Origin of the sequence: Streptomyces sp. URMC 123, from assembly GCF_051386515.1 — a bacterium.
In the GTDB taxonomy this organism is placed as follows: Bacteria; Actinomycetota; Actinomycetes; order Streptomycetales; family Streptomycetaceae; genus Streptomyces.
This window is the reverse complement of the sequence record NZ_JBPQTV010000289.1, coordinates 1-8,356: the sequence shown is the minus strand read 5'-3', so window position 1 is coordinate 8,356 and position 8,356 is coordinate 1. Positions and strand designations below refer to the sequence as shown.

At 73.7% G+C, this 8,356-nt stretch carries 5 protein-coding genes; 1 reads left to right on the top strand and 4 read right to left on the bottom strand.

All coding sequences use genetic code 11. The features are described from left to right. Positions 1 to 1,446: FAD-dependent monooxygenase (locus tag ACSNOD_RS25030; protein WP_436769304.1), on the bottom strand; the 1,446-nt coding region annotated here is incomplete at its 3' end. Between the two features lie 121 nt (positions 1,447 to 1,567). Here ACSNOD_RS25030 and ACSNOD_RS25025 point away from each other — a divergent pair. After that, positions 1,568 to 2,212 carry a TetR/AcrR family transcriptional regulator C-terminal domain-containing protein gene (locus tag ACSNOD_RS25025; protein WP_436769303.1) on the top strand — a complete coding sequence of 215 codons (645 nt, stop codon included), beginning with the start codon at positions 1,568 to 1,570 and terminating at the stop codon, positions 2,210 to 2,212. 86 nt (positions 2,213 to 2,298) lie between these two features. On the opposite strand, the gene ACSNOD_RS25020 is transcribed toward ACSNOD_RS25025, so the two are convergent. The 3 genes from ACSNOD_RS25020 to ACSNOD_RS25010 are packed head-to-tail and all read right to left on the bottom strand — an operon-like array spanning position 2,299 to position 8,320. Then, the gene (locus ACSNOD_RS25020) at positions 2,299 to 3,414 is read right to left on the bottom strand and encodes a hypothetical protein (RefSeq protein WP_436769302.1); all 1,116 of its coding nucleotides are present in this window, start codon (positions 3,412 to 3,414) and stop codon (positions 2,299 to 2,301) included. Then, positions 3,411 to 4,559: a hypothetical protein gene (locus tag ACSNOD_RS25015; protein ID WP_436769301.1), complete on the bottom strand. Its 1,149-nt coding sequence runs from the start codon at positions 4,557 to 4,559 to the stop codon at positions 3,411 to 3,413. Before ACSNOD_RS25015 ends, ACSNOD_RS25020 begins: the two co-directional genes overlap by 4 nt. Beyond that, positions 4,556 to 8,320 carry a hypothetical protein gene (locus ACSNOD_RS25010; protein ID WP_436769300.1) on the bottom strand — a complete coding sequence of 1,255 codons (3,765 nt, stop codon included), beginning with the start codon at positions 8,318 to 8,320 and terminating at the stop codon, positions 4,556 to 4,558. The genes ACSNOD_RS25015 and ACSNOD_RS25010 overlap by 4 nt, the downstream gene beginning before the upstream one ends. Positions 8,321 to 8,356: the final 36 nt, after the last annotated feature.

Here is an 8,356-nt window from a genome sequence, read left to right as displayed (position 1 = left end):
CGGCGCCGCCCAGGCGACGTACCCGTCCGGGCGGATGAGCAGCGCGGCGGGAACCTCGACCTCCCCGACGGACGGGACGGGCCAGTGGTCGGCCTCGCTGCGGGCCCGGACGAGCTCGACGCGGTCCGCCCAGCCTTCGGCGGCCGCCGTCAGTTCGGCGCTGCCGTGCAGGTCGAGCAGGAGCGGGCGGGCGGTGTGCAGCAGGTCGAAGAGGCGGATCGCGCCGTCGGCGCTCTTCAGCTCGGCGTCCGGGGCCCGGCGGCCCGCCAGGGGGTGGTCGTCGTCGCCGACCGGGTACCGGACGTCCAGAGCGGTGATCATGCCGCCCAGGTACCGGGTGACGTCCTCGATCCCGATGAGCGAGCGGAAGACGTCGCGCAGCGCGTCCACCGCCGGGCCCGGGCGGGCGAGCGCCAGCTGGGCCCGGGTGTTGTTCAGGACGCGCTCGGCGACGGGGTGCCGTTCGGCGTGGTAGCTGTCCAGCAGCGTGTCCGGCGCGTGGCCGCGCACCACCGAGGCGAGCTTCCAGCCGAGGTTGACCGCGTCCTGCACGCCGGTGTTCAGTCCCTGGCCGCCGGCCGGGAAGTGGATGTGCGCCGCGTCGCCGGCCAGCAGCACCCGGCCCGCCCGGTAGCGCTCGGCCTGCCGTGCGGCGTCTCCGAACCGGGAGACCCAGCGGGGGCTGTGCATGCCGAAATCGGTGCCCGCGATCTTCCGCAGTGACGAGCGCAGCCACGAGAACGTCGCCGGCTCGTCGCGGTCGGGGACGCGGTCGTACTCGCAGGTGATCACCCGGTACCAGCCCGGTTCGAAGAGGAACACCGAGAAGTCGCCGCCCGGGCGCCGCTCCAACAGGTACGTCTCGGCCGGGGGCTCGGTGAGCCGGACGTCGCCGAGCACCGCGGTCATGGTCGCCGGGGTGCCGGGGAAGTCGATGCCCGCGAGTTTGCGCACCGCGCTGCGGCCTCCGTCGCAGCCCACCAGGTAGCGGGCGCGCAGCGTCGTCGGGGCGGCCGCAGGCGCGGTGACCTCGACCGCGACACCGGTGTCGTCCTGGCGCAGGCCGGTCACCTCGGAGGACCAGCGCACGCGTACGCCGAGTTCGCCGGCCCACTCCTCCAGCAGCCGCTCGATGTCGTGCTGCGGCATCGTCAGCGGGCGGGGGTAGCGGGTGTCGAATCGGTCGAAGTCCAGCCAGAGTCCGGAGAAGTGGCCCATCGGGCGCGGTGTGCCGACCGCCAGGAAGCGGTCCAGTACGCCCCGCTGGTCCAGCACCTCCTGGGTACGCGCGTGCATCCCGCCGGCCCGTGACTGGCCGGTGCGCTCCGCGAGCCGGTCGAGCACCACGACGTCGACGCCCGCAAGTCGCAGTTCGCACGCGAGCATCAGGCCGGTCGGCCCGGCACCCGCGATCACCACGTCCGTGTCCAGTTCCGATGCGGTCATCGGTGACTCCCTCCGCTACCTGTGCCGGCCGTTTCGAGTCGCGACCGACAGCCGACCTCTAACGCCATTAGAGACTCTCCTAACGATGTTAGAGTGTCAAGCAGTCGGCAAGGAGGGCGAGATGAAGGTCAACCCGGAGGTCATCGCGCGGGCGTCGCTGAAGCTGCTGCAGGACGTGGGCCTCGACGGGCTCACCATGCGCGCGATCGCGGACGAGCTGGGAGTGCGAGCCCCCACGCTCTACTGGCACATCAAGAACAAGCAGCAACTGATCGACGCCATGGCCACGCTCGTCTTCGTCGAGGCGGTCGAGCGGCTGGAGGCGCCGCGCCAGGGGCAGTCCTGGGAGGACTGGCTCGCCGACTGGGCCCGGCACCTGCGGCAGGTGATGCTGAGCTACCGGGACGGGGCCCGCGTCCTGGCCGGTACGCATGTCGACCACCCGGCCATGCACCGGACGTTGGAGCTGATCCTGCGCACCCTGCGGGACGCCGGCTTCACGCTCCGCGAGGCCGCCCGCGGCCTTCCGGTGCTCCTGCACTACACCATCGGCTACACCATCGAGGAGCAGTCCCACACCAGCGCGGCGTACGGCGACGACAACCCGTACACGCCCGAGCGGGTCGCCGAGAGCGTCGACGCGGAACGCTTCCCCCTCGCCTCGGAGGCGCTGGGCGACATCCTCGACCTGGAGGGCGGCGCGGGCTTCGAGCACGGGCTGCGGGTCGTGCTGCTGGGCCTTCGCGCCACGAGAGCGGCCGGCTGACCGGGGAGCGCCACGCCTTCCGCGTACGCCGCCGCCCCGGTCCCCCGCCCTTCCGCCCTCTTCCTTCCCTGACCGGTCACCCGCCCCTACGGGGAGGGCTGCTCCGGCTGGAGCCCGCCGCTTCCGTACGGCATCCAGGTCAGGCCGAAGTCGTCGCCCTCGGCGCCCTGGGCGGTGACCACGACCGTGCGGCCGTGGGCCACGGGCAGGTGGAACGGGGTTTCCGAGGGCAGTCGCGAGGCGTCCCGATTGTCGGACACGAACTGCTGCCCGTAGACGGTCGCGCCGTCCGCCAGGACCGTGATCCGGAGCGAGGCCGGGGCCTGGCCGGTGCGGGCCTTGACGTGACCCAGCAGCAGGCCGTCGGTGGTGGCGGTGTAGCGCGCCGACGTCCCCGGGGCGGGGGCGTCGACGGGCAGGCTCGCGCCGAGCATCCGTACGCGTCCCGCCGACTGGAGGTCGGTGACCCGCAGATGGGGGCGGGCCACGGTCACCAGGGTCGTGAGGACCCGTTCGGCGGTGGAGTTCGGCAAGCGGGCCGCGAGCCGGAAGGCGGTGGTGTCGTGCAGGGGCGGCGAGGTCCAGGTGCCGTCGGTGGTCACCTGGGCGGGGCCGCGGCCCCAGTCCATGGTGTACGTGGCCGGGGAGCCGTCCCAGGTGAGGGTGACGGTCTCGCCGTTCTTCACATGGACCCGGTCGGGCCGCAGGTCCCGGAAGACGAAGCCCTCGGGGAACTTCGCCAGCGCGAGCTCGCTGCCCCGGGTCTCCCACGCCGTCCCGTCCGCGGACGTCTCCTCGGTGATCCGCAGACGTGGGGTGCCGGTCGCCGTGTTGACCCGGATCTGGCCGAGCGTGACGGTCAGCGGGGTCACCCCGGCCAGCCAGCCTCGCCCCCGTGCCGGGGTGAGGGTGAACACCGCCTCCCCGGGGGGCGTGGTCGCGGTGGCGGTCCAGCCGCCGCCCTGTTCCTCGGCCTCGCCTCCCGTCACCACGGCCGTGAGCGAGCCCGGTGCCGTGATGAGCTCGTCGGCGCCCGCGCCGGTCGGCAGGGCCAGGACGATCCGGCGGCAGTGCGCGGGGCGGGGGCCGCCGCGCACGGTGAGCCGCAGGGTCGCGGTGCCGCCGACCTGGACGGGGTCGGGGTCCGTCTTCAGGGCGTACGACAGCAGCGTGCCGTCGCCCGGTACGAGGGGTCCGCTCACCGGTCGATCACCTCGAAGGCGCCGGTGCCCTGCGGCAGCCAGACCAGTTGCAGCGTGTCGCCGGGCTGTCCACCGGCGTACAGCAGGACCTCGGCGCCTTCGGGCACCGGGATGCTGACGGGCGTCTCCGTGGGCGGCCGGCTCCCGTCGCTGTTGTCGGAGGTGAAGCGCATCGTGTACTCGTTCGCCCCGGCCCGGTGGACGGTGGCGGCCAGGGTGGCGCCGGCGGCGCCGCTGGCGGCCTGCAGGAAGCCGACCAGGGTGCCGTCGGTGTGCGCCCGGTAGTACTGCGATGTCCCCGGCCCCGGCGTCGCGACCTGCTGACGGCTGCCCTGCATCCGGGTGGTGCCGTTCACCTCCAGGTCACCGACCGAGAGATGGGGCCGCTCCACCATGACGGCGGTGGTCAGCGCGTGGACCAGCGGGGCCGAGCTGTTGCTGTCGTCGGTGGCGACCAGCATGAAGCCGGTGGCGCGCGCCAGCGGCGGCGAGATCCACTTGTTGACCTGGCTGACGTCCTCGGACTCGTTCTCGCCCCAGTACAGGACGTACTTCGGTCCTCGGCTGCGCTCCCAGGTGAGGGTGACGCTCTCGCCGTTGTCGACGGTGTTCCGGTCCGGGCGGAAGTTGCCGACGTAAAAGTCGGCGGGCCACTTGTCGACCGGGAAGGTGGCCGTGCGTTCCCGGTAGCCGCCTCCGGAGGCCGGGGCGGTCGATTCGGTGATCCTGATCACGGCCGTGCCGACGGCCTCGTTGACCACGATGGCGGAGACGACGAACGTCACCTGGAAACTGCCGTCGAACTCCGGCTCGCGGCCGGGCTCGAAGGTGACGAGGATCTGCCCGTTCTCGCGCTTCGCCGTGGCGCTCCAGCCGTTGCCGTGCCCCGGGGCGGTGCCGCCCTCGGTGCTGGTCCACAGGTCCGTCGCTTCGGTCAGGGTGAGGTGCTCGGGCTCCGCGCCGTACGGCAGGGCGACGCGTACCCACTCGCATTCGGCCGCCGCGTCGGCCCGCCCCGTGACGGTCAGTTCCAGCCGGAGCTCCTGTACGTCGGTCCCGGTGCTCACGTTGACGACGCTCGGCACGGGGCGCAGCACGTAGGTGAGCAGGGGCTCCTCGTCGCCGGAGCGGGCGTACCGGATCACGCGTGGTCCTCCTCGAAGGCCGCGGGGCGCAGCATGAGATAGCCGGCGCGGGCGTGCGGCACCGGGTCGTCGGGGTGGGGGGCGGAGTCGGCGGCGAGCAGTGGGCGTTCGGTCCACTGCTGGGTGCCGCCCTCCGCCCGCGGCTCGGCCCAGCTCCACTGGCCGTGCCAGGCGGCCGGCCGGATCATCACCAGGCCCTCCGCGTCGCTCGCCGCACCGTCGTCGTCCTGGGCGGTGAGTGGACGGGCCGGGGCGAGCAGCGGGCCGAGGCGGAAGGCCGCCCGGATGCGGCGCACCGCCGCCTCGACCTGGTCGGCGGGGAGCGTCAGTTCGGTCACCGGGAGGATGCCGGTGGTGGCGCGCACGGGGTTGTAGGGGTCGGCGAGGACGGTGATGCGGTGGGTGACCTCGTCGCCGGGCGGGCGCGCGGGGAGGGAGAGGGACTGGCCGTCGCCGATGTCGGCCAGGTACGGGTCGGCGGTCTCGGGGGTGTTGACGTAGAGGGTGCCGTAGTCGGTGTCCCCGCCCGGCCCGGTGGGGCTGGCGTAGTAGCCGATCAGTCCGTCGGTCAGGAGCGTGGGGTGGCCCAGCCGTACCGGCCAGGTGTGGTCGAGGTACTCCTCCGGCTCCGGGTCGAGCTCCATCGACTGGTGCCAGCCGGGGTTGGTGAGCGGCGCGCCCTTGAGTTCGAGGTCGAGCCGGGCCCGGTAGATCGCGACCGGGCGGCCGATGAGCCGGGCCGGGTTCGTGAGGTCTCCGGTGGCGGAGTCGGTGGTGTCGGAGAGGCGGGCGTCGAGGGTGGCCATCAGGGCGGTGAACGGACCGGTGGGGCCGAGCAGCCCCTTGACCATCCCGGCCAGGTGCGGGTGGGCGTCGGCGAAGTCCTGTGCCCGGGCGTCCTGGTACGGGGAGGTGGGCAGCGGCGTCCATGCGGTGTGCCGTTCGCCCTGCGGGGTGCGGATGACGCGCAGTTCGCCCAGGGGGTCGCCCTCGGGCCCGTACACGAGCAGGGTGCGGTCCAGGTGGTTGACGAGCAGCCAGCCCGACACCGGTGAGGCGGGGGCGGTTCGGGATTCCGTGCCGGACTCCGTGCGCAGCAGGGTCCTGGCCTCCTGCAGCAGCCTGGGCGGCAGCTGCACGAACCGGTTGGGCGAGTCGATGTCCGGCGCGAGGGGGGCGCTCGGCTTCGCCTCGCCGCGCACCTTGGGCCAGAAGCTCAGGTGCTGGTCGCCGTCGACGGCGGTGAGGACCGCGCACCGTCCGAAGCGGTCGATGATGCGCAGGTCGCGGAAGTAGAACTGGCCGGCCCGCACCGGCTGGAACCGGAATTCCGCTTCTTCGGCGTCGTCCGGGCTGCCGGGCGCGATGACGTGCCCGGCCTCCCCGATCAGCGGGGCCACGTTCGCGGGGGTCACCTCGCGCACGCCGGTGTCGCGCATCAGCAGGTGGTCGTTGAAGCCGTCGAGGGTCTGCGACAGCAGGTCGAGGTCGCCGAGCGTGGCGCGCAGCCCGGTCAGCGCCCGCGCGTCGGCGGGCGCGTAGGTGCGCATCAGCCGCTTCGTCTGGGAAGCCAGCACATACGGCACGGTGGGTGCGAGGAACGCACGGTTGGCGAAGGAGATCCACCCCTCGCCGGTCTGGCCGTTGCCGGGGGCGGCGCCGGTGCCCAGCCAGGTGTACGAGCCGTCCTCGAAGCTCCAGTGCCGGCCCTCCGCCGTCTCGTAGGGGGTGGGGCAGTAGCGCAGGTCCCACTGGAGGTACATGGGCAGCCACGGCTGGCGCCATGTCGCCGCGTACTCGGCGGGAGTGCCGCGCAGGTGGCGCCGGGGGGCGGCGAGCGCGACGTGCAGGGCGCTGTACTGCGGCTCTTCCTGGTGGGGGGTGCGGGCTGCGCGGTCCAGCAGGGCGAACTCGGCGAGCAGCGCCCGGCCGGGCGCGGGCAGGACGGGGAGGTTGAGCTGTGCGGGTTCGGGGAGGTCCAGCGGGGGCAGGTCGGCGGGCGGGGCCCACCAGTCGCCGTTCGCCAGGAGCGCCTCCAGCATCCCGTCGACGGTGCGGCAGGGCAGCGGGTCGTCCGGGTCGCGGGTGAGGGGCGCGGTGACGCCGGCGCCCTCGATGAGCACGACGGGGTCGCTGGTGCGGTGGTAGGACTCCTCGAAGGTGCGCCGCAGTTCGAGCTCCCGGGGGAGCTGGTGCTGCTCGGCGAAGGCGTCGATGGCGGCCTGGACTTCTTCGGAGGTGGTGCCCCGCGGGATGCGCGAGGCGAGTTCGGCGAGGCGGCGGGCGGCGGTGGCCGCCCGGTGGGCGAGGCTGCCTTCGGTCGCCTCGTCGAGTTGGGCGCGGGCGAGGTCGTCGAAGCCCTCGGGGTGGGTGCCGGGCAGTTGGGTTAGCCACCACAGGGTGCGCAGCCGCTCGCGCAGTCCGGCCAGCCGGAGGGTGATGGCGTCGAACTCCCGCTGGTCGGCGTTGAGCTGGTCCAGCCACGCGGGCAGGTCGCGGACGCGGTCCGGCACCGGTCCGCCGCGCGCGTCGCCGTTGCCGTCGGCACCGCCGGGGCGCGGCACGATGATCCAGCTGGTGCCGCCGGCCGACGCGCCGAACGACGCGGTGTGCGCGGCGCGTTCCAGTTCCGCCTCACCGTCCGGGAGGTCGTAGGAGTCGATGCTGCCGTGGTAGAGCGCCTCGACCAGTCCGGCGGTACGGGCCGAGCGGGTCTGCGCGGCCGTGAGGGCGGCGAACGCGTCGCCGGTGCTGTGGCCGACGGCGACCTTGGGCGCGTAGTGCTCGGGGCGGTCCGACTCGGGTTCGTTGCCGTAGTACTCCCAGGTGATGCCGAGCGCGGTACCGCTGTAGACGGACCGGGCCGGGCCGGTGTCCGGCCCGGTGTCACGAACGGCCCCGGCCGCGCCGTCGTCCGCGCCGTCCTCGGTGTCGGTGAGGCCGGGCAGGGCCCAGCCGAGCGCCCGCAGCACGTCGGCGGTGCCGTCCGGGTCCGGGGGCAGCAGGCCGGGGATGTCGGCGGCGCGCCGGAGGATGTCCGCGTCGTCGTCGGAGTACCAGCCGATCACGCAGTAGCCGAGGGTGGTGTCGGCGGGCTTGTTGTGCCCGGTCCCGGCGAGGTCCTCAAGGGTGTCGTGGAAGGAGAAGACGTTGGGGTGGTACGGCTGGAAGCCCGCGAAGGCGGGCAGCCCGGGCCCGGCCGCCGTCAGGAACAGCTCGACGGGAGCCGGCTCCTCCCACTCCTGCTCCCGCAGGTCGACGGCGCGGCCGAGCCAGTCCCGCCGGGCCGCGCCGTTCGCGTCGCTCGACAGGAAGGGGGCGGTGCCGGCACCGTGCGCGCCGTCGTAGTGGGCGATCTCCAGGTAGTCGCTGTGCACGAGCCAGGCGGCGGCCCGCACGGAGCCGGCGCCGGGCCGCCCGGACGGCACGGTGTGGTGGCGGACGACCAGCCAGCGGTTGGGCACCAGGGGGAAGGTGGTCTCCCCGGTGTCCGGGTCGTAGTGGGCGGTGGCCAGCGCCTCGGGCAGCTGCCACTGCAGGTACACGCCGGTGTCGGGGAGCGAGGTGCTCTGCCCGGGCGCGGGCTCGGCGGCCTCCTTGTCCCGCAGCATCTTCCGGAAGTCGGGCCGGAACCGCTGGAACGAACCGGGCCCGCGGACCTGCTCGTTGACGACCAAGGCGTGCAGCTGCACGGGGACGATCAGGTCCGGTGCGACGGCGTCCACGGCGGGAGCGCCGGCGCCGGCGAGGGAGTCGGTCATACGGTGCTCCGGTCGGTGGCGGGGGTGGAGTGGGCG